The sequence below is a fragment of the Bacillus sp. GW823-FHT06A11 genome (assembly GCF_058795355.1).
The window spans coordinates 168,288-188,511 of sequence record NZ_JBXAHS010000001.1; the positions used below are offsets into that span (position 1 = coordinate 168,288).

At 32.4% G+C, this 20,224-nt stretch carries 21 protein-coding genes; 9 read left to right on the forward strand and 12 right to left on the reverse strand.

Features of this window, described 5'->3' with window-relative positions:
* Positions 1–612: BclA C-terminal domain-containing protein (locus AC1Q8L_RS00660; protein WP_492339390.1), on the forward strand; the 612-nt coding region annotated here is incomplete at its 5' end.
* Between the two features lie 366 nt (positions 613–978).
* Here AC1Q8L_RS00660 and AC1Q8L_RS00665 read toward each other — a convergent pair.
* Positions 979–1,593, reverse strand: coding sequence for a helix-turn-helix domain-containing protein (locus AC1Q8L_RS00665; protein WP_072938397.1), 615 nt, complete (start codon positions 1,591–1,593; stop codon positions 979–981).
* Between the two features lie 55 nt (positions 1,594–1,648).
* Between AC1Q8L_RS00665 and AC1Q8L_RS00670 the strand changes: the two genes are divergently transcribed.
* The 5 genes from AC1Q8L_RS00670 (at position 1,649) to exsF (ending at position 5,268) form a co-directional block, all read left to right on the forward strand.
* A complete protein-coding gene (locus AC1Q8L_RS00670) occupies positions 1,649–2,233 on the forward strand; it encodes a LysE family translocator (protein WP_001121267.1) in 585 nt (194 codons plus the stop codon).
* 179 nt (positions 2,234–2,412) lie between these two features.
* Positions 2,413–3,195 carry a glycosyltransferase family 2 protein gene (locus tag AC1Q8L_RS00675; protein WP_000598282.1) on the forward strand — a complete coding sequence of 261 codons (783 nt, stop codon included), beginning with the start codon at positions 2,413–2,415 and terminating at the stop codon, positions 3,193–3,195.
* A gap of 386 nt (positions 3,196–3,581) precedes the next feature.
* Positions 3,582–3,854 carry a hypothetical protein gene (locus tag AC1Q8L_RS00680; protein ID WP_000774115.1) on the forward strand — a complete coding sequence of 91 codons (273 nt, stop codon included), beginning with the start codon at positions 3,582–3,584 and terminating at the stop codon, positions 3,852–3,854.
* A gap of 242 nt (positions 3,855–4,096) precedes the next feature.
* Positions 4,097–4,381 (forward strand): DUF4183 domain-containing protein, encoded by a 285-nt coding sequence (locus AC1Q8L_RS00685; RefSeq protein ID WP_001123247.1) that lies wholly within the window; start codon positions 4,097–4,099, stop codon positions 4,379–4,381.
* Positions 4,382–4,764: 383 nt separating this feature from the next.
* Positions 4,765–5,268: an exosporium protein ExsF gene (exsF, locus tag AC1Q8L_RS00690; protein ID WP_001257882.1), complete on the forward strand. Its 504-nt coding sequence runs from the start codon at positions 4,765–4,767 to the stop codon at positions 5,266–5,268.
* Positions 5,269–5,936: 668 nt separating this feature from the next.
* Here exsF and AC1Q8L_RS00695 read toward each other — a convergent pair.
* From AC1Q8L_RS00695 to AC1Q8L_RS00715, 5 genes are all read right to left on the reverse strand, one after another.
* Entirely contained in the window at positions 5,937–7,733 is a 1,797-nt protein-coding gene (locus AC1Q8L_RS00695) for an ABC transporter ATP-binding protein (RefSeq protein ID WP_001243557.1), read from the reverse strand.
* Positions 7,726–9,480 carry an ABC transporter ATP-binding protein gene (locus AC1Q8L_RS00700; RefSeq protein WP_000834779.1) on the reverse strand — a complete coding sequence of 585 codons (1,755 nt, stop codon included), beginning with the start codon at positions 9,478–9,480 and terminating at the stop codon, positions 7,726–7,728. Before AC1Q8L_RS00700 ends, AC1Q8L_RS00695 begins: the two co-directional genes overlap by 8 nt.
* Positions 9,481–9,701: 221 nt before the next feature.
* Complete coding sequence (locus tag AC1Q8L_RS00705; RefSeq protein ID WP_001027676.1) at positions 9,702–10,298, reverse strand: DUF1349 domain-containing protein; 597 nt, start codon at positions 10,296–10,298, stop codon at positions 9,702–9,704.
* A gap of 33 nt (positions 10,299–10,331) precedes the next feature.
* Complete coding sequence (locus tag AC1Q8L_RS00710; protein WP_000528680.1) at positions 10,332–11,219, reverse strand: GNAT family N-acetyltransferase; 888 nt, start codon at positions 11,217–11,219, stop codon at positions 10,332–10,334.
* Between the two features lie 258 nt (positions 11,220–11,477).
* Positions 11,478–12,167 (reverse strand): MOSC domain-containing protein, encoded by a 690-nt coding sequence (locus tag AC1Q8L_RS00715; RefSeq protein ID WP_001263003.1) that lies wholly within the window; start codon positions 12,165–12,167, stop codon positions 11,478–11,480.
* Positions 12,168–12,323: 156 nt separating this feature from the next.
* Between AC1Q8L_RS00715 and AC1Q8L_RS00720 the strand changes: the two genes are divergently transcribed.
* Positions 12,324–13,226, forward strand: coding sequence for a LysR family transcriptional regulator (locus tag AC1Q8L_RS00720; protein WP_000612255.1), 903 nt, complete (start codon positions 12,324–12,326; stop codon positions 13,224–13,226).
* Positions 13,227–13,322: 96 nt separating this feature from the next.
* Here AC1Q8L_RS00720 and AC1Q8L_RS00725 read toward each other — a convergent pair whose 3' ends face one another.
* A complete protein-coding gene (locus AC1Q8L_RS00725) occupies positions 13,323–13,574 on the reverse strand; it encodes a hypothetical protein (RefSeq protein WP_000936607.1) in 252 nt (83 codons plus the stop codon).
* Positions 13,575–13,637: 63 nt separating this feature from the next.
* Positions 13,638–14,762: a C45 family autoproteolytic acyltransferase/hydrolase gene (locus AC1Q8L_RS00730; RefSeq protein WP_492339391.1), complete on the reverse strand. Its 1,125-nt coding sequence runs from the start codon at positions 14,760–14,762 to the stop codon at positions 13,638–13,640.
* Positions 14,763–15,048: 286 nt separating this feature from the next.
* Between AC1Q8L_RS00730 and AC1Q8L_RS00735 the strand changes: the two genes are divergently transcribed.
* Positions 15,049–15,480 carry a hypothetical protein gene (locus AC1Q8L_RS00735; RefSeq protein ID WP_000093105.1) on the forward strand — a complete coding sequence of 144 codons (432 nt, stop codon included), beginning with the start codon at positions 15,049–15,051 and terminating at the stop codon, positions 15,478–15,480.
* 78 nt (positions 15,481–15,558) lie between these two features.
* Here the strand turns inward: AC1Q8L_RS00735 and AC1Q8L_RS00740 are convergent, their stop codons facing one another.
* On the reverse strand, positions 15,559–16,602 hold the full coding sequence (locus AC1Q8L_RS00740; RefSeq protein WP_000591711.1) for an aspartate-semialdehyde dehydrogenase: 1,044 nt from the start codon (positions 16,600–16,602) through the stop codon (positions 15,559–15,561).
* 129 nt (positions 16,603–16,731) lie between these two features.
* Here AC1Q8L_RS00740 and AC1Q8L_RS00745 point away from each other — a divergent pair, with 129 nt between their 5' ends.
* Positions 16,732–17,598, forward strand: a complete 867-nt coding sequence (locus tag AC1Q8L_RS00745; protein WP_000425898.1) for a LysR family transcriptional regulator — start codon at positions 16,732–16,734, stop codon at positions 17,596–17,598.
* A gap of 70 nt (positions 17,599–17,668) precedes the next feature.
* Here AC1Q8L_RS00745 and AC1Q8L_RS00750 read toward each other — a convergent pair whose 3' ends face one another.
* The 3 genes from AC1Q8L_RS00750 to AC1Q8L_RS00760 all read right to left on the reverse strand — a co-directional run bounded on the left by AC1Q8L_RS00750 (position 17,669) and on the right by AC1Q8L_RS00760 (position 20,087).
* Positions 17,669–18,274, reverse strand: coding sequence for a PRK06770 family protein (locus AC1Q8L_RS00750; RefSeq protein ID WP_000853595.1), 606 nt, complete (start codon positions 18,272–18,274; stop codon positions 17,669–17,671).
* Positions 18,275–18,531: 257 nt separating this feature from the next.
* Positions 18,532–19,191: a nucleoside/nucleotide kinase family protein gene (locus tag AC1Q8L_RS00755; RefSeq protein ID WP_025117739.1), complete on the reverse strand. Its 660-nt coding sequence runs from the start codon at positions 19,189–19,191 to the stop codon at positions 18,532–18,534.
* Positions 19,191–20,087, reverse strand: a complete 897-nt coding sequence (locus tag AC1Q8L_RS00760; protein WP_001180191.1) for a CPBP family intramembrane glutamic endopeptidase — start codon at positions 20,085–20,087, stop codon at positions 19,191–19,193. The genes AC1Q8L_RS00755 and AC1Q8L_RS00760 overlap by 1 nt, the downstream gene beginning before the upstream one ends.
* Positions 20,088–20,224 lie beyond the last annotated feature (137 nt).

Here is a 20,224-nt window from a genome sequence, read left to right on the forward strand (position 1 = left end):
ACCGGAAGTACTGGGCCTACCGGAAGTACTGGGCCTACCGGAAGTACTGGGCCTACCGGAAGTACTGGGCCTACCGGGAGTACTGGGTCTACCGGGAGTACTGGGTCTATCGGAGGTACTGGGCCTACCGGAAGTACTGGGCCTACCGGAAGTACTGGGCCTACCGGAAGTACTGGGCCTACCGGAAGTACTGGGTCTATCGTTACAACAAACTCTATGTTCGCTAATAATACATCAGGTGGTCCTGTTTCAGTCATATTAGGAGGAACAAACATTCCACTTTCAAATAACCAAAGTCTTGGTAATTTTACAGTTAACGCTTCAAATGACGTATTTACAATTCCTGTAACTGGAAGATATCATTTAACCTATCAAGTTAATACGACAACCGCTCTACTTGCTGGAACTAGACTACTATTAAACGCTTCTACGCCAATTCCTGGCTCTATTTTTTCTCCCGCTTTATCAACTTCAAATTATAGTAATAATTTAATTACTAATTTAAATGCTGGTAATACAATTTCACTACAATTATTTGGTATATTATCCGTCGTGAATTTAGTTGGAGGTGGATCAACAGGTGCCTCTCTTACAATTATACGAATTGATTAAAAAATGATTCATTCTTTTTATAATAAACAATCTAAATACTCAATTGATAAATATTACGATAGTGATTAAGTAATAAAAATAAATTGTACTATATCCATAGTAGAAAACATCTATACTAAATTTTCCGTATATATATTATCAATTTACACTTCCCCCATGTCGATGTTACATTAAAGATGAAGATCGTTTCTTCTTTACAGACCATCTCAATATGTATTTGAGGAACATCTCCAATCCTATACGCGAGAGCAATACTATATTGACACTCAATTGAGTGTCTTTTTTTATATTCAAAAAAATAAAACCATCTCTTATAGATGGTTTTAACAATACACATTTATTTTTACTCTTTATATTATTGCCAGCTTATAAAGCTGGATAATAAATAGTCATACTTAACCGAGTTAATGTTTTTCCTGAATTAGTATAAGTATGCGGTCTATCCGCCTTAAAGCGAATTGAGTCTCCATTATTTAACGTATATTGACAATCATTTATGTCAATTGTCAATTTCCCTTCAAATACCGTTATAAACTCTTCTGTTCCTTCTTTATGCGCTTCTGAACTTAATTTCCCTTCTGTATCAATTTCAACCATATAGATTTCAAAATTCCTATCATCTTGGAAAGGAAATGAGGGATACACCTTATATCTCCCATTGTCTTCAGACAATACTTGAACATCATTTCGTAAAACTACTTTCGTATCAGGCTGTGGATTATTAATTAAAGAGGTAAATGATACTTTCAAACCATTAGCAATTTTCCATATTGTTGTTAGTGTCGGGCTTGAATCTCCTCTTTCTATCTGTCCAATCATTGTTTTACTTACACCTGTTAATTGAGAGACCTTTTCTAAACTTAATTTTTCTTTTTCACGTATTGATTTTAAATTTTTTGCCAGAATAAGTTGAATTTCTTCCATAAAAAACACTCCTACACTGTATACAATATAACGACCGTTATGTATAATAAAAAGCACACGTTATATTGTTCTTTTTGGTCATTATAACACACAAAAAATAGGGGGTTTTGAAATGCCTATATTTTCTTTTTTGTTATTTGTATTTATAAGTAGCTTCACACCTGGTCCCAACAATTTCTTAGCTATGACATACGCAAATCAACATGGATTAAAGAAAAGCATAAACTTTTGCTTCGGAGTAGCTTTTGGTTTTTTCATCCTCACTTCTTTATGTAGTTTTTTTAATATTGTATTAATTAATATTATCCCTTTAATTGAATTTCCTTTAAAAATTTTAGGTGTCGCGTATATGCTATATTTAGCCTTTAAAATAATTACTAGTAAAGGCGGTGTAGATCACAATGAAAAAAATAATAAAAACTTATTTACAGTGGGTATTTTCATTCAATTTGTTAATCCAAAAGGAATATTATTCGGACTCACAGTAGTCTCTACTTTTATACTCCCCTACTACAATTCATATTCAAGTTTTCTGCTTTTCTCATTATTTCTAGGTATAGTCGGTTTACTGAGTACATTTAGTTGGAGTTTATTTGGTTCAATATTCCAAAAATTATTAGTAAAACATAACCAATTATTCAACATGATTATGGCTGTTTTATTAGTTTTCAGTGCCGTTTCAATCGTTATACACTAATTCGATGCTCATTTTAGATTTTGTACTTTTTAATACCACTCTTTATCAATCAGACTACTTTATATACTAATCCATCCACATACCCTATGTGGTTTAAAACTTTTAAGAGGAAACCTTCTAACAATAGGTTTCCTTCCATATCATATTAAATAAGAAGCAGGTTAAATACGGAGGTGATTTTGATTAAGACTACTTTAATTTCTCATTTTTACAATGAAGAATATTTACTTCCATGGTGGTTAATGCACCATACAAAGCTATTTGATCATGGCATTCTTATTAATCGTGGATCCACTGATCGTTCAGTTGAAATCTGTAAAACATTCGCTCCTAATTGGGAAATACGAAACTCAAAATCACTCGAATTTGATGCTTATTTAGTTGATCAAGAAGTTATGGAAATTGAAAGAGAAATTCCAGGATGGAAAATGGTATTGAATACGACAGAATTCCTGTGCTGTTATAATAAAGAACAATTTTTTAAATCACTTAGCACTATGGGCGGCAATATGTTTTCAATAAGAATGATTATGATGATTGATGAACCGACTTATGGCTACACTAATCCAAGATATAGTTCTCCGCTTGTTAAACAACGTTATCACGGCATAATAATTCAACCTAATCCAAATCAACTATATCTTAACGGTAGATTAATTCACAATAATTCGCACGGGAACTATAGAGTCGGGAGACATGGTTCGCATTATCCTTATAGCATTTACATGGAACCTGCTTTTATTTTTAAATTTTTTTACAGTCCATGGAACGATCCAATGAAAAAACGAAAATTACAAATTGGGCCGACTCTTTCTCAACATAGTGTACGACGTGGATTAGGTTCTCATCACTTAACAACAATTGAAAAATTAGAAAAAAAATACAAATACTATGCAACCTTAACTACGGATCTCCGGTTATTCCCAGAATACCAAATTATATTTCCTGATCTTTGTCCTTAATGTCATGAATATTTAGTTTCGACATCTATCCGTTTTTTATTAACATACCAACTCCAACTAAATACTTTTCTCTAGTAGAAATCTGAGCTAGGACGCTTGCAGCACGCAAATTCCTCTTATTTAATCTCGTATCACTAGCCTATAATCTTTCATACCATTTCATTAAGCACTTGATGTTGGATCAGAAATAAAAAATCGTAATTCATTTGGAAAATTTTCAATTTCAGATTATATACCTTCTAAAACAAAAAATTCAAACAATAGAACCTAAACTAATGTTTGAAGTTATGGCTTTATTTTTTTCTCATTATTCACTTTAAAATCTTTTTATAATAATATTGAAAAATACGGTATAATATAAATTACTGTTCTTTAGGAGGATCACAATGGCTGATAAGTATAAATTTTTTATTCTCATTGTTACCGCATTTTTTTCATTCTTTTCTTTAATAAAAGATTTCCGCAACACTTCAAAAAGTTTCTTTTGGGGTAGTTTTATCATTCTTACAAGCTTCATGATACTATTAATACATGCTCTAGATTTAACTCAAATACTTTTTTATCCAAAGCAAATTGCGCTTGAATTTATTACAATACCACGTAAATTATTTCTACCATCTGTCACTGAGGCCGCCAGTTTCCCTCCAACACTAAGATAATAATTTGATTAAGAGCTCTTTCTAAAAGAGCTCTCTTTTTTAACATAAACATACCATATACAAAATCCAACCTTAACCACTTAATTACTTATAAGAACCTAACTTATAAAACGCATAATAATTATACTTATTTACTAGTATACAAGCCGTATCTCTTAGTAGAAGCACAGCATAATATACGATACAGGACAAAACTTTCAAAAAACTTGTCTAAGTTAATTCTCAAAAAGGGGTGAATATAAATGCCTATCGTTAAACCTTTTATAGCCGGAAGACGATTTGTAAGTACAGCCGCAACAGGAACTGCTGCTGGTGCAGATTTAACTTTTGCTAACACAGACTTCACTGATGACACTGGTGCTGTAACAACATTCCCTGCTTCTTATGCCTTTTTAACACTTTATATTAATGGTGTTATTCAAACAGGTGATACTATTACTGGTGTGACTACTACAGCTGCTACTATTGTAGGAGGAGCAGTCCTAGATGGAGGCACTCCTATCGCAATTGAATTTACTATAACGTAAATTTAGTTGTCTTTTTAGAGGTTTCATTGAAAGAAACCTCTAATTTTAAAAATTCACATCAATTTTAGTAGCAACTACATAATACAGTGCACATACTAGATAGAATGATAGAATTTTATACTCACTCTCAAAAAGAGCACTTATCTATAGCGATCTTTTATATAGCGCAATAATTTTTCGCCTATTTGCTCTTGGAGAACCGACTAAGCAGTTAGTTAAATTAGCTAACTGCTTTTTCCATATAGTATTTATTATTTCATAGCTTTATCCGTAATAGTAACGCTTGTGCACTATCTACTATAAATTTTCATATATTGTATTATGCTTGTCCAAAACGTGAAGTTAATACTCACGAAATCTAAATACAAGAAAGGAGTGAAAATATGCGCTCATCCATTCGTAAATTCACTAATTTTAATTGTGAAGCACAAGCACCTAGTACACTACCTGCCCTAGGTTTTGCCTTCAATGCTACTTCACCTCAATTTGCAACATTATTTACACCACTACTATTACCTAGTACAGGCCCAAATCCTAACATTACTGTCCCTGTAATCAATGATACAATTAGTACTGGAACTGGTATTAAAATTCAAGTAGCTGGTATTTATCAAATTAGCTATACATTAACGATTAGTCTTGATAACGTTCCAGTAGCCCCAGAAGCAGCACGCTTTTTCTTGACATTAAATTCATCGACTAATGTTATTGCAGGATCCGGAACCGCAGTCCGTTCTAATATTATCGGAACTGGTGAAGTTGATGTATCAAGTGGTGTCATTCTAATTAACTTAAACCCTGGTGATTTAATTCAAATTGTCCCCGTTGAAGTAATAGGTACAGTAGATATTCGTTCTGCAGCGTTAACAGTTTCGCAAATTCGTTAATAAAGTGAAACTTTAATCAGCCCTCACCAATCGGGCTTTTACGGGCAGTCCGGCCCCCACCTAACTTCTTTGCTTCCGCTGAATTTTAAGGTGGGGGTCTTACTGCCCGGCAAATAGCAGGATAAAAACAAAAGACTTAGCTAATTAACATTTATTGTTCCTTATACACAATATCTTTTTATAGATTTGACACACATTTATATTAAACAAGCATATTTTATTGTATGACTATATAGTCATACAAATCTAAAGCGTTCATAAAAGCACACTTATATGTGTGCTTTATTTTTAATTAAAACCTACAACATTCTCACACAATATCCATATATTATCTTGATTCCTCTCTAAATGTATGGTTTGTCTCAGAGCGCTTTTAACAGCGCTCTTTTTATTTAAACTCCGATTTTTAAAGTTCGATTTTATGATTTACGTTATTATACACATGCTACGCTACTTTTGAAACAAGGTATACATCCAAAGACTGTAAGTGAACACTTCAGTTATAAAGATATGTTCATAACATTAAATCGCTATTCACATGTTTTGCCTGGAATGCAGGTGGATGCTGTTAAAATATGTAGTGAAAGACCATTTGAATAGTAATATTTACAAATATAAAAAATGCGGTTTCTCCTCTCAAGAGAAACCGCAACATATCAATGCTTTTACTATATTTTAAACTGACTCGTATACAAATCAAAATAGAATCCTTTATCTTTCATAAGAGATTCATGATTCCCTCTTTCTAAAATTCTTCCATCCTTTATAACAAGGATTTGATCTGCTTTTTCAATTGTTTTAAGTCGATGGGCGATCACAAAACTTGTGCGACCTCTCATTAAATTATTTAGTCCTGCTTGTATTTGTAATTCTGTTCTTGTATCAATATTAGATGTCGCTTCATCGAGAATTAATATATCTGCATCTGCTAAAATTGCTCGTGCAATCGCAAGAAGTTGTTTTTGCCCTTGACTTAAATTCGATCCTTCTGAAGTAATTTCTGTTTCATATTGATTTGGCAAATGCTTAATAAAAGAATGTGCAGATGCTGCCTTAGCTGCAGTGATAACTTCTTCATCAGTAGCATCTAAGCGTCCATAACGGATATTATCCATAATCGAACCAGCAAATAAATACGTATCCTGTAAAACTACTCCTATTTTACTTCGTAAAGAATTAATATCATAATCTTTTATATCTTTTCCATCAATATGAATTTGTCCTTGCTGTATATCGTAAAAGCGAGTTAACAAATTAATGATTGTTGTTTTCCCTGATCCAGTCGGACCAACTAAAGCAATTGTCTCTCCTGGCTGCGCTTTAAGACTCACTTCTTTTAAAATCGTTTTATTTTCTGCGTAGCCAAATGAAACATTCTCAAGTGCAACATGCCCTTGTAAATTTTGTACAACGAATGCGTCTTTTTTATTTTGAATTTCTGGTACCTCATCCATAATTTCAAAAACACGTTCTCCACCAGCAACTGCCGCTTGAATTGTATTCATTAAAGTCGCAAATTGACTTAGCGGCCTTGAGAATTGACGAGAATAATTAATAAAAGCCGCAATAACTCCTACTGTTGTCATTCCGTTTAAGACCATAACTGATCCGGTCCCAATGACAAGCCCCATACCTAAGTTATTAATAAAGTTCATACTCGGAAAAATAAAAGCTGAAAATGTATCAGCCTTCGTAGCTGAAACTCTTAGCTGTTCATTAATTTTATTGAAATTTTGTACAGTTTCTTTTTCTTTTCCATACAACGTCGTAACATCCGCACCTGTAATTGCTTCCTCAATAAATCCATTTAATTCACCTAAATCTTTTTGACGCTTCGCAAAGTTTTTACCACTATATGCAACTAGTTTTTTTGTAACGTAAAACATAATAGGTACTGTAATTAAAGTTACAATTGCTAAAATCCAATTTAAGGCGAACATCGCAATCGTTACACCTATAAAAGTTAACGCTGATGAAATAATTTGTACAACACTTTGTGTCAAAGCTTGATTCAAATTATCTATATCATTTGTCACACGGCTCATTAAATCACCTTGAGAACGCACATCAAAGAACCGTAAAGAAAGCGTTTGGATTTTCTCAAAAATATCTTGTCGTATTTTTTGAATTGTTTTTAATGCAACGTTAATCATGACAAATGTTTGTAACCATGTTAAAAGTACAGTTACACCGTAAATCGCGATAAGTAACATACACATTCTTGCTGTACCACTTAAATCTTTCGGTACAATATATTGATCTATAATGACTCCCATAAAATAGGGACCTAATAATCCAAGTAAAGTAGTAACAACGACTAGAAATATAACAAACATTAGAGCAGCTTTTTGATAGCCCATATAGTTCCATATCCGCATTACAGTTCCTTGGGCATTTTTAGCTTTTCCCATCTTTGGTGTGTTTCGTCCACCTTTATTAGCAAATTGCCCTTGAAAATTACGCATGTTCTTCCCCACCTTCTTTATGCAAATTACCACCTTGGGAAAGATAAATTTCCTGATAAACCTCACTTTGTTCTAACAATTGTTCATGTGTACCATTGCCAACTAATTCACCATTATCTAATACAAGTATTTTATCCGCATCCATTATGGAAGAAATTTTAGACGCAATTAATAAAGTCGTTGTGCCTTTATATTTTGTTTTTAAAGCTGTTTGAATAGTAGCCTCTGATTTTGCATCAACTGCTGATGTAGAATCATCTAATATGAGAATCGGTGGTTTTCTCACAAGTGCCCTCGCAATTGATACACGTTGTTTTTGTCCACCTGATAGATTTGTCGCACCTTGTGTTAAATTATATTGATAAGATTCTTCCAGCTTATTAATAAACTCAGTCGCACAAGCTGATGCAGCTGCTACTTCCAGCTCATCATGTGTTGCATTTTCTTTACCATAACGTAAATTCTCTTCTATACTACCTGAGAACAACAAAGCCTTCTGAGGTACAAACCCTATTGAAGCACGGAGTTTTTGCAAATCATATGTTTTAACATCTATTCCATCTATACATATTTCACCTTGATCCACATCATATAGACGTGGTAACAGTTTCGCTAAGGTAGATTTACCACTTCCAGTTGATCCAATAATCCCTACTTTTTCACCTTTTTGTATGCTAAACGAAATATCTTTTAAAACGTATTCATTATTTTTCGTATAGCTATAACTAACATTTTTAAATTCGATATTCCCCTCGATTTTCTCAGGTTCGATTGCATTCGCTTCGCTTATAATATCAACCTCGGTATTTAACACTTGCTGTACACGATCCGCAGATGGAAAAGCTCGCGCAATTTGAATAAATACCATGCTAATCGACATAAGTGACATTAAAATGATATTCAAGTAATTAATAAATGCCAAAATCGCTCCTACTTGAAGCGTTCCATCGAATACTTTTTCTCCACCAATCCATAATGTTGCGACAATCCCGCCACTTACAACTAGCATAATGATTGGCATCATTAAAGAAATAAGTTGCACAGCTCGAATATTTATCTTCGTTAAATTTGTATTTACACTTCCAAATTGAGCGATTTCGTATTTTTGTCTTACATACGCTTTTATAACACGCACACCAGATAAATTTTCTTGTAACTTTGTATTCACTTTGTCCAATGCCTCTTGCACCTTTTTAAATGTACCACTTGCTTTACTTGCAATTAAAATAATCGCAAGTAATAAAATCGGAACAACTACAAGTAATATTGGAAATAACTCTCGCGCTGTTACAAAAACAATAATTATACTTCCGATAAATAACAGCGGACCACGAACGAGAACACGTAATGTCATCGTCATTGCCGATTGAATGGAAGTGATATCATTCGTCACGATCGTTAATAATTTACCTGTTCCAAATGAATCACGATTATTACTAGAAAATGTTTCTATTTTCGCAAACACATCTTTTCGTATGTCTGTAGCGAAATTAACAGCTGCTTTTGTAGAATACATCATACACCCAAGCCCTCCAACTAAACCGAGTGCTGCTGCTCCTATCATAAGAAGCCCCATTTTTATTACATAATTTAAATCCCGATTTGCAATCCCAACATCAATGATATGTTGCATAATAGTCGGTTGAATTAAGTCCATCGCAACCTCAAGTACCATAAATAGCGGCCCAATAATAGCGAAGAACATGTATGGTTTTAAATACTGTAATAACTTACGAAATGATTTCATACATAATCTCCTTTTCCCATGAAATTACCACTGAATAATTCATATCCCTCCTTATTTAAGCGATATATTTTGTAATTTCTTCATTACTTCTATTATATTATGTAAATTAATATTTAACATTATTAAATGATAAGTATTAATGACTTTCTGGTCAATAAATGTGCTTTATATTATGTAAATACAAAAACCGCATTCTTAATGAAAAGAATACGGTTTTTCATCTATATTTCTTCAATTGTAAAATGTAAAAACTCAGTCTCAAATCCCTTATTTTTAGAAGGACTACACGTGTAAAAACCTATTTTAACAGGCTCCTTCCCTATATCCTCCATTAAATGAGCGATTCTTATTTGTTCCCATTGATGGCTCTTTTTCACATATATTGTATAATCACCGCTTTTTCGAATAATTCGAAAACGAAGTTGTTGCTTAGCTGCTTCAGTTGGATAATCTTGCGTTGACCAGTCAGAATATCCATTATTCGTTACGACAGCACCTAAGTGAGATGGCCCTTCAGGGATATATTCTAAAGATGTTTTTAGCCAACAGTTCTCCGAAATCATAACAAAAAGACCTGCTTGATCGAATTTTGAATTTGGATTCATACGTAACTGAACTTCCGCTTGAAAGTCTGTCATCATCTCATTATAAAATACATGACCATTCATTACTTCAAAACCATAATGTGTTTTAAGCCAAAAATCAGTTTCTGCTTTCGAACGGACAATAAACGCATGATTATCATTAATTTTATAGTATTCAGGTACATTCATTATAGTGAGTTGCTCAATATGTTCTGGTATATACGATATATTCATAGCTCCTCCATAATAAAGCATTTATATAAACATTTAAAACTCCGCTAATACTGGGAATTTATAACCTTTAAAATCTAACTCTTTATCACTTCGAACCATTAAATACTTGCTAGACTGTACTTCTGTAAACTGTACATCCTCAACCCCTAATTGATCTGGAGAAAAATAAAATTCGATTTCAGTAAACCTTTCATTGATTTCTCCACATAATTCATCTAAAACCGGAAGTACTGGCGCAAATACTCCAAATAATTTCAACTTTTCATTGTCTACTTCATAAACGATTAGAGCATCTAGTTTCTCTGAATAATACAATTTCTCATTCCATTCCGAATCATACATATTCAAATAAAATGAAGGATGGAAGTTTAAAGTTGAAAAACTATTTGAAAGTCTTTGGCTACTATCAATAATTTCATGTATTAACTGTCTATTCTCTATATTATAGAAATTTAACTTTTTAAGTAGTGAATCGTTATTATTAATATTTTTATCATATGGTATAGTCATCAAATATTCCTGCACAACTTTAAACCCAAATGCTGTATATAGTTCAGGTTTTTCCGTAAACAATAATGCACATTCACATTTCTTATCGATTTCTTCTATCATTTTATCCATTAATTGTGTCATTAGCCCTTGTCTACGAAAATTAGGGTGTGTCATGACTGATTGAATACCCGCCGCATTTATTTTTTCACCATTAATTAATAATGGGAGTGAAAATGCAGCAACATTTGCAATCACTTTATCTTCTTGTAAAAATGATAAAGCTTTATATGTATCATCCCAATACCCTTTATCCGAAAAATCATTCAATGTTTGAGTTGTAATTCCAAACACTTCTTCAAATAAAGGAAATAACTGCTCTCTTTTCGGTTCTTCTATTAGAAGACTTACCAATTTTTCAACATTCCCCATGTTGTACCTCCAAATGTTAAATTCCATTAAATTAGATATACTTATATGACCTACTCTTAAAAATAGAGGTCTTACCAATCAATATACTATCATAAAACATAAAAAAAAAGTCTAATTAATTTTATGTTTCGACTATTTGAAAATAAGTCGAATAAAAAAATATTAAGATTTTCGGATATTAATTAGTTTATTTTATAAAAATAGCGCTTTCTAATTAGCTTTTACTAATAGAAATACACTATTTATAATAAAATATTTTTATTCTTTTATCCCTTCAAGTCTTTCCTTCGTATTAATTTCTTCTCCACTTATACGCTTTTCAAAAGACTTTCTCCAACTATTTGAAAGTGCATTTACTTCTAATATCCTTTTTACCCCTTCAATATTTTGTTTTTCCTTATGCATAATACGGTTAGCGAATGCTACTGAAACACCTTTTGGATCAGACTGTAGTCTTTTTAAGGTGTCGACTGATGATACCCATCCTTCTTTTAATACACGAAAATAAAATCCTGTATATCCTGTTTCTTGAAAATATAGTGGTAACTTTGGAATATTATATTTTTTTGCTAATTTAAAACAAGGTTGCCTTGGTTGTGTTACCTGTACGATTGCCTGTCCTAGCTCAAATGTATCACCAATACAAACATCCTCTTCGCTCATACCACTAACTGTTATATTTTCTCCGAAAGCCCCATATACAAGATCTTGATTCAATTCTTTTTCCCAGTATGGATAGTGATCACCAGTATAAACACAAACTGCTTTATCTACTCCTCCATGATGAACTAAGTCAGCTTGTCCATCCCCATTAAATTTTACAAAGGATAAATATACCGGTTCCTTTACTTGTTTCTTATTTATGCCTGTATGAACTACCTTTCCACCGTATGTAACCTCTTTTGGTAATCCTATATTTAAAGATAATAATTGATATTCATTAGCCATTCTATTTCCTCCTTTAAAGGTGTTACATGTATTTTCTCTCAATTAATTTTTACAACCCTCTCTGTTATATAAAAATGATTATAAAACCTCTAAAATCATTGTTCAATTCAATTATTTATATAATAATGATAGGTATAACCTATTATTATACTTGAGGTGATTCCAATCGAATTACGACAACTTGAATACTTTTTAGCTGTTTCAAAAGAATTACATTTCACAAAAGCAGCTGAGAAATTAAATATTTCACAGCCTTCTCTAAGTCAACAAATACGTACATTAGAGCATGAAGTAGGAATGCCACTTTTCGATCGAATTGGTAAAAAAATATCATTAACTGAAGCAGGGAAGATTTTATTATCACATAGTAAAACCATTTTTCATGAAGTCGAACAAGCTCGTTCAGCTATTCAAGACCTAAACGGATTACAGCAAGGTTCCTTAACAATAGGGGCTTTGTTAACCGTCGTAAATTATTTACTACCAACAGCTATTTTAAATTTTAATAATTTATATCCTAATATAGAGCTTTCTGTATTAGGGCTTCGTACAGGAGATATTCGTGAAAAATTATTACGAAACGAACTAGATATTGGAATTACATTTCTCCCGGTGCAAGATAAAGAGATTATCTCCATCCCTCTATACAAAAGCGATCTTACATTGGTCGTGCCCACTGGTCATCGATTAGCTGAACGTAATCATGTATCTATTGCTGAATTACAGAACTACCCTTTAATTCTTTTGCCTAAAAATTTCTTTTTAACCGAACTAATTACATCTCATTGTCAAAAGTTAAACTTTAAACCAAGGCCAATTTTAGAAATTAGTACGATGGAATCTTTAATCCAAATGGTTTCCAAAGGAATGGGAATTACAGTGTTATCCAAACCATATATAGACTTTTTACAAAATAAAAACATTCAAGCTATTAAAATAGAAAACCCTACTCCAATAATTGAAATAGGGCTAATTTATAGAAAAGATAAATATATGTGTGCTGCAACTCGAGAATTTATTGAGCAACTAAAAATCACAGTACGTTCTTTCCAAAACTAAACAAAAGAGATTATCCTATGAAACCGTTTCACAACGATCTAGTAGAATAATCTCTTTTCAAAATAAAGTAAACATTATATTTAACTCTTATAAACTTTAATGTACCTTTTTAGATATTGGAATATATTTAGTAAAATATGCACCAACTAGCCATAATACAATTGAAAATAACCATGTAAAAGCACCGCCAAAATGAAACCAATATGCAAACATATTTAAGATTGCAAGTGAAAAGAAGCAAATAGAAGTTACCGCACTGTTCAATCCTTTTATCCCAGACTTTTTTCTCTTTTGATAAGCAATATACATCGCAATGACAAGAAAAAAGATAAGAACAAATGGTAACATAACTTTTAGTATTGATAATCCCTCCAGTATAAATGCACTCTTTACATCACCATCTTATCCCATTTATCTTTTAGGTATCAATTCATTCTTATCTTCCTTCCAAAAGTCAGTATAAGTTTTATTTTTAAAGTTCACGTTCACCTCAGAAAACGGCATATTTCCTCCAACTTTCAATGAATACCAGTCGTTTAAAAGTGGTGATCCGAAACAAATCTTCATTGTACGATCATGTAAATCGAATAATACAGAATGTAAAGTTCCAAACCATTCTTCATAGTTATGCACAGTAAGTCCAGCAGGATATTCTTCTTCTACTAACTTTTTTAAAGACTCTATGCTTACTTGTTCACATCTATTTAAATGCTCATGTAAAAGGTGATATCTCTTTGTTGATTGTTCTAATTTCCTATTATTTAATTTCTGAATTGATGAACTAACTGCATGGTTTGTTGATACAATAAAAGCTTGTTTTTCACCATCAATCGTTATTGTGGATTTATGACCGTCAAATATTTCAATATATGCTGTATTTAAAGGATCAGCTATTATTAAATTAATATTACTAGCAATTGGGATTTCTTCTATTAGTAACTTAGCTTCCTGCACATTTTTACATTTCTCCAACAACAATCGAATTACCGCAAAACATTGTAAACCACTCACCATTGGCTTTCTTAAACCTGCAATATTTCCTACTGGTTGACCACATGCTGAAAATGTAACAGCTAATCCATGCTCGTTTATCCCTTCCGTTCGGCCAAAATATTGAGTAGAAAAGCCACTATGTGCATACGCACCTTCAACATGAGTTGAACAAAAACGCATATCATCTATTACTGGTGACAAATCATAATTCCTTAATACATATGTGTGCTCTAAATCGGTCTTTTTAGGTAATACTGCACAATGACTACAACCTGCTTTCAATAGTGTTTGATAGTAATACATCATATTTTTTGAAGGAATTTTTAACACTTCACAAAACCCCTCAATTTCTTCATTTATGCCTGGACAATGTTTGTTTAGTATATTTCTCGATTCTGTCCAATGGTTATTAGATATTACATTTTCTTCGTGTATAAATTGCGGGATAAGATACGGATTTTGTTTCACGAATTCCCCTTGTTGCTTTCCAATCTCATAATAACTTCCTTTTAATGATGAAAAATACCCCTTTACTTGATACATCAAACTCCCCCTCACATTGGATATATCCATATCGTACCAAATGGATTTCATTCATCCTTGATGTTTTTTACTATCTTTCTTTAACACCATCCCATTTTAATATCTCCACTAATAATTATTTACTAGACAATTAAAGTTTTGTTAATATTGCTGTAATAGCTTTATTTCAAAATAAAGTAGTTTGGATATCAAATGAGCAAAATACTTTGTTAAACCCACTTATAAGCAATCATCTAATTCATGAAATCAAAAAACTTATTTATCAAAATAAAAGGAGAATTTATGTATGAGTAGTTGCAAACCAATTGATAAATTAACTATTGAGGACCTAAAACAAAACCCCATTTTGGAATGGGCAATAGATGAAGAGGAAAACGAAGAACATGACGAAACATGGGTAAAACCAGCGGCAACTACTAATTTTACAGAAGAATTAAACGGTTCAATCGTACTAGGCGAATTATTCTTACATAATGGTGAAAAATTCCCTATGATGTGTGAAATTGATATTGAAGGTGACGAGGCCGTAATTCGTTCTGTTGTTTATTATAAGGAAGCAAAAAATGAGTATATTGCTATAGAAGATATTGTGAAAACGGTCGAAATGCCGTTATCGATTATTATTAATCTTACAATTCATGCAGAATCCAAAACCTTACGCTTCACTGCACATAAAGTAGATATTTATAAAAATTCAATAACGACTAATTTTAATTAAAGTTGGCCGAAATAAAGAAAACAATTATGAAATACAAACTGGGGAATCATTAACGATTCCCCAGTTTTTTTAACTATATTAAAGTATCCCCTTTTCCACTAAAGTCTCTGCGATTTGAACTGAATTCCAAGCCGCACCTTTTAATAGGTTATCGGAAACAATCCAGAGGTGGAATCCGTTTGGCGTATCAGGATCTTTACGTATTCTTCCGACAAATGTATCTATTTTCCCTTCTGCATATAATGGCATTGGATACAGCTGTTCACTAGGGTTATCCTGCAAAATAACACCTGGTGCATCCATTAGTATTTCCTTGATTTCCGCAACGCTTGCTTCTTTTTCCAGTTCTATATAAACCGATTCTGAATGCCCCGATACAACTGGAACACGTACACAAGTAGCTGCCATTTTCAGGTTTTCATCTTCTAATATTTTCTTCGTTTCTTGAATCATTTTGACTTCTTCAAAAGTAAAATCATTGTCTGTAAATACATCTACTTGAGGCAGTACATTAAATGCTATTGGATAATGTTTTTTATCTTTTTTCACCGGTAATATATCACTCTTCACTTCTTCACCTGCAAGTATAGACTTAGCCTGCTCTCGTAATTCATGAATCGCATGAATGCCAGAACCCGATACAGCTTGATATGTTGAAACGATAATTCTTTCTAAACCAAATGATTTTCGAATCGGCTGAAGTGCTGTTACCATCTGTAATGCTGAACAATTTGGAACTGCAATGATACCTTTATGCTGTTTTAAAGTGTGCGCATTCACTTCCGGAACAACGAGCGGTACACCTTGTGCCATTCGGTACTCACTTGTGTTATCAATTACAATCGCACCACTAGAAACTGCATGAGTTACAAATTGTCTAGATACTTCTCCCCCAGCGCTAAAAAAGGCAATATCTACACCTTCAAAGCTAGTTGTTTTTGCCTCTTGTATAATTATCTCTCGTCCTTTGAATCTTACTTTCTTACCAGCGGATCGTTTTGACGAAAGCAATGTAACTTCAACTATATTAAACTTCATTTCATTCTCTAACAGTTCAATAATTTTTTGCCCTACCGCACCTGTAGCCCCAACAACAGCTACATGATAGCCCTTTTTGATCATCTTTTCTCCTCCAATATCACCTGAATGAATATTTCTACAATTTCATTTTATACAGAATTTAATCATTTGGAAAATTAAAATACATGATATAATCATTCACAAATCATGATAATAAAAGAGGGATCGCTTATGGAAATGAGACATGTTAAAACATTTTGCGCCATTGTGAAGTATGGTAATTTTTCTAAAGCTGCGCACGCGCTAGGTTATGCGCAATCTACTGTTACAGCACATATGAAAGCTTTAGAGAACGATTTACATATTCCTCTTTTCGATCGGTTAGGGAAAAAAGTGCTACTTACAAAAGCAGGTCATCAATTTCATCCTTATGCATTAGAATTACTTTCAATATATGAAAAAGCGCAAGAAATCCCCCAAAATACAGATTATTTAGAAGGTACATTAAGTATTACATCTAATGAATCATTAGCGGTATACCGATTACCACAATTATTACGTACTTACAAACAGAAAAATCCGAAAGTAAATATCGTACTTGAAACAAACACAAATGAACAAGCATTACAAAAATTACGTGAAGGAGAAACAGACGTTGTCTTCATAATTGGAGAAAGTATAGAACATAATGATTTTATTACGCGTACTTTTAGTAATGAAACATTTGGATGGATTTTACCAGCTTATTCCGCTGCACATACAAATCCATTCCAGTTATTACAGGAAACTCAGTTCATTTTTACAGAACAAAGTTGCGGCTATAGGACAATGGTAGATCGTTTTTTACGTCAAAGCGGAAATATTCCAGCTAAAACATTTGAAACTTCCAATGTTGAAGTCATTAAACAATCCGTCATGTGTGAGTTAGGCATTTCAATTCTTCCTTATATCGTTGTACAGGAAAGTTGTCAAAAAGAACAACTATGTTTTCAGCCTATCGAAACTCCATCCGTTATTCAAAGTCATGTAATCTATCATAAATCCAGATGGATTTCCCCGGTGTTACAGTCGTTTCTTTCCTTACTTGAACGAGATTAAGATATTAAGAAGTACATATAAAAAGAGTAATTGCCTAATAAGCAATTACTCTCTTACATTAATTAGTATATTATTTATTAGTCTGTCCGCCACCTGCAATTAATTTACTCCCTGAATATGTACCTTTGTTCATAAACACTTGATTAATTAATTCTTTTTGCTCAGCTTCCGACATTACTCCTTTTCCTTCTCCTAAATTCCCACTTTGTAATTTCCAAATCTTATTGTGATCTGCATCAACTTTTTCATATTTTCCTTGTTTCCATCGTTCTAAAATTTCTACATATGTACTTCCCTGTACAAGATCATTACTCTTTACAATATCAATTAAGCTTTCAATCCGCTCTTGTGTAATAAAAATATAGCCCCATTTTTGATCAGCTTTCGCTTTTTGATGTGCCATTTCATGTAATGCTGTCTGTATGTTCTCATCTGTCCATTTAAAATTTTTATTAAAACCACTATTCGGCAATGAATAATTGCCATTTTCTAAAAGCTTTGCATTTTCTGCTTTTACGTTACTATCAGCTAGTACTTCTACTGCTGGAGCAGCTGGTGATGCCTTTTTCGCAGCTGTTTTACTATTATTTAAATAATGCAGCATACCATATGTTAAACCTACTCCGATTACCGCCATACCAGCTAGAATACCGATTATTTTAAATAGTGTTTTCATCGCGCTTGTTTCCTCCCAAATATCTCTGTTCTGACTACCTAATTATTTTTTATATAAAAACTGTTACTTCATTTAAAATATCGCATCCCATCCCCTATCATATTATTTATATATACTTTCTCATATTGTATTTCTTTTTCTTTAAAATTGAAAGATTATTCTGTTAAATATTGAAAGTATTCTACAAATTTTTCCTTTATATTTATAAAGAAGCAAAAAAACAACGAGCGCGTTCTACAACACTCGTTGTTTTTACTTTATGCACGATTTTCTTTTAACCACTTCGTAATAGCATCTAACCTCGAAACATCAAAACGTCTTTCTTCACAAACATTTAAACTGTTTAAATTATTTACAATTTCTATTTCATTCGATTTTACACTTTTCGCCTCAATTAATTTACAATACCCATCTGTAACAGTATTTAAATTTTCATAATAACGCTGAAACGATTTTGATATATGTAAATGTTTTTCAAAGTTTCTCCTTCTTTTCGTTTCATCATATACTTTCCGCTTTCTAAGTTCTTCATCGTTCGTATATAAATAAAAATATTGATCCGGAAAACCAATTTCCCTATTTACCATCTTTTCTTTATAAAAATTTTCTATTAAAGATAATGGCTGATTAAATATATCAAAATGAAAACACCAATTATAACTAAGTGGTTGATATATATCCCCATCAAGTATTACGAATTCATATTGCTCCGACTTCTGAACAGCTATATTCCAACGCTCAACTTGTTTTTCAAAATACCATGTTCTATGTTCATTTTTTGGCCTTTCAAATAAAGAATTCACTTCAGGTATTATATAAGCACCATAATTCTTTTCTAATTCACGGCACGTGGTACTTTTACCAACAGCGCTTGCTCCCTCAAATGCTATTATCCCCATAGTTTCTCCCTCTTTCATTAACTAAAATTTCGTTGTTTCACTTTTCTTCCCCATAACTTTCTCCATAAAACAATTGAAGCAATAGCGAGCATGATTGTTGTAATGATACTACCTTCAATTCCGAACGTGCCTCCATGAAGGAATTCGGGGCCATTTGTTGCAGGTTTAAATAGCGGAGTTGAATATATGGTCATCCCGCTAACTGCAAAACCGTAGACGTTATATTGTGCCCAATTCCAAATGGAATGCCATGCGCAAATCCCCCACAGACTACTGTCTTTTAAAACGTAAAAAGCTGCAAATACACCAACTAATATTATATTCGATATTGAAAGAATTGTAATACCTGGATTAAGTAAATGAAGAAAACCAAATAAGAAAGATGTCACAACAATCCCAACCCATATACGACTTCTAACAGAAAGAACCGGGAATAACCAACCTCGTACAATAATTTCTTCCGTTGCCCCTTGTATTAAAAATGCAACTAAAGAACCTACAATACCCAATATAGCGGTTACTGTAATTTTTTGTATTTGTAATGTTACAACTCCTGCTAATAGGAGTAAAATTACTGGTATTGAAATGAAAACAAATCCTATTAATGTACCTCTCAAATATTTTCTTATCCATTGATTTCTCCAAAAACCAATGGATGAAAATGATCTTTTCTCTACAAATCTAATCCATAAAAACACAAAAAATATTGCGCCGCCAAACGTTAATATCATCTCAATGTCGCTATAAATCGCCTTCATAAAAGTTGTTTCTGCTTTCGGTAAAATCAGCATAAACAACATAAATAATTCACCTAAAGTTAAAAATATAATCGCGAGTATGACAGCAAAAACAGGATGAACTTTTCTTCTTCCTTCTTTTGCTGCTTCAATTATTTTAAATTGTTTATTTTGCAATATTCTATCCTCCTAATTATGGTACTCATCAGCAATATTAAAATAATATTTAGCCTTTTATTTAAACTTATTTTTTCATATAAATGATTTTTGTTTGGAATAAATTCAAATTAGGAATAATATATAAATAAAAGAGA